This window comes from Bacillus zhangzhouensis (assembly GCF_000715205.1).
In the GTDB taxonomy this organism is placed as follows: domain Bacteria; phylum Bacillota; class Bacilli; order Bacillales; family Bacillaceae; genus Bacillus; species Bacillus zhangzhouensis.
The window spans coordinates 1-1626 of sequence record NZ_JOTP01000059.1 but is presented as its reverse complement, the minus strand read 5'-3'; the positions used below and the strand labels follow the sequence as shown (position 1 = coordinate 1626).

1 protein-coding gene is annotated in these 1626 nt (G+C 40.4%); it reads right to left on the bottom strand.

Annotated features, from left to right (window positions below):
* Positions 1-1155 (bottom strand): phage baseplate upper protein (locus BA70_RS18660; RefSeq protein ID WP_034325233.1); only part of this gene is annotated, 1155 nt, incomplete at its 3' end.
* Positions 1156-1626 lie beyond the last annotated feature (471 nt).

The following is a 1626-nucleotide window of genomic DNA, read 5'->3' as shown; positions in this document are numbered from 1 at the left end:
ACCTATCACCCCACCAGTAATAGATCCAATGATTTCCACCACGCCAAAAGCATCTTTTGTGTAGCGTAACGTGTGCGGAAAGCCGTCTGATGATACATATTGCTTCCAACCTTTAGAGAGGGAGGGCGTCTTCCATGCCGTAGCAGCATCAGCGTCTGTGAGAATACGTTTCCACCCCCGAAATGAACCATCTGTATGAATTGTTCCAAACCAATGAGTATTATCGGCACTACGTATGACATGAAAATTCTTCCTTATCCCTGTCGTAAATACATCAACATTAAACCAAGATGTATCATTTGTAGTCGGGAGATTAGTGAAATATTGTCCTGCCCCATAATAGAAACCTGGTGGTAACTCGAATAAATCAGTACCTCCAATCGTTGTTGGAACTGCTTGTCTAAATCCTGAATCTGTCGTCAATTTATAAAACTGTGCTTTTTTAGACAGCTCATCTGCATATGCTTTTGCATCAGTCAAAGCCTTATTCGCTTTAGTTTGAGCGCCAGAAATTGTCTCTTTTGCGTCCCAAGTTTTTTGTTTCTGTTCTGTTACGTGAATTTTTTGGTCTGCTGCATGTTCATCCGTATATTTTTCAGCTGATGCAAGTGCTGCATCTGCTTTAGACTGAGCGCCTTGTTTTGTTTCGATGTTTTCTAAATCCTCAAATTTTGATCGCAACTCGTCAATTGTTTGAATTGTTTCCTCATACAGTTCGTTAATTTTGGTTCTCAACGCCTCGAATTCATCTACATAATACTCTGTTATTGGGACAATATCTTGATCTATAAGCGACTTAGATATATTGAAAGAAAACTGATGCACAGACATAGATTGATCATTTGCATAGTACAAATTAAGTTCGGCTTGTACGTTTCCATAATGCTTGATCTCTTGATCAGACAAGATGTATTCCGCTTGACCTTCCACACGGTCAATAATGTTTATGTCTCGAATGAATCGGCTACCATCTGACATAACTAATACAAGTTTTCCCGTGACAGCTGCTAAAGGCAGTGGTACTCCATCTTTCGTGAGTTTGAAAATGAGCCGCGCTGTCTGACGATCCTGTGTCCAAAAATTTATGCTCGTTGATACACTTGAACTGGTATATGCGTTTACATCAAAATCAATTGGTCCGTTCTTATGAATCATTTGTTATCACCTCTCTCATGTTACATTTTCTATTGATTTAATTGGATCAACGCTGTTGTCTTGCAATGAACCTTCTGCGCCAGCTCCTTTAAGCCTGTTTCCGAAATGCTGAATCCGTGAGCACTTGCTAGTGAAATACATGGCGTATCTGCATTTTTTCCCACGCACTTTGTTGAAACGTACTGCTGAATCGGTGACCCCATCCATCAAGATAATTCCGTAATACGGGCTTGATGAAGAAGTCCTTTTACCAGCATTCTGAATATCGCTGAAATCAACGTTTAAATCTGTTCCCTTCTATCAGAACATCTTCCCATTTGTTGCCTGACACCGCATACTCCATTGTGTCCTCAAAATCATTATTAATAATGCGGATGTCACTATGTGCCTATATAGGTTCGGTGATATTGTGGTACACCAGGTGTCCCCAAACTGGATGCGACACCAATAAAGTGCATGGATTGCAATGGT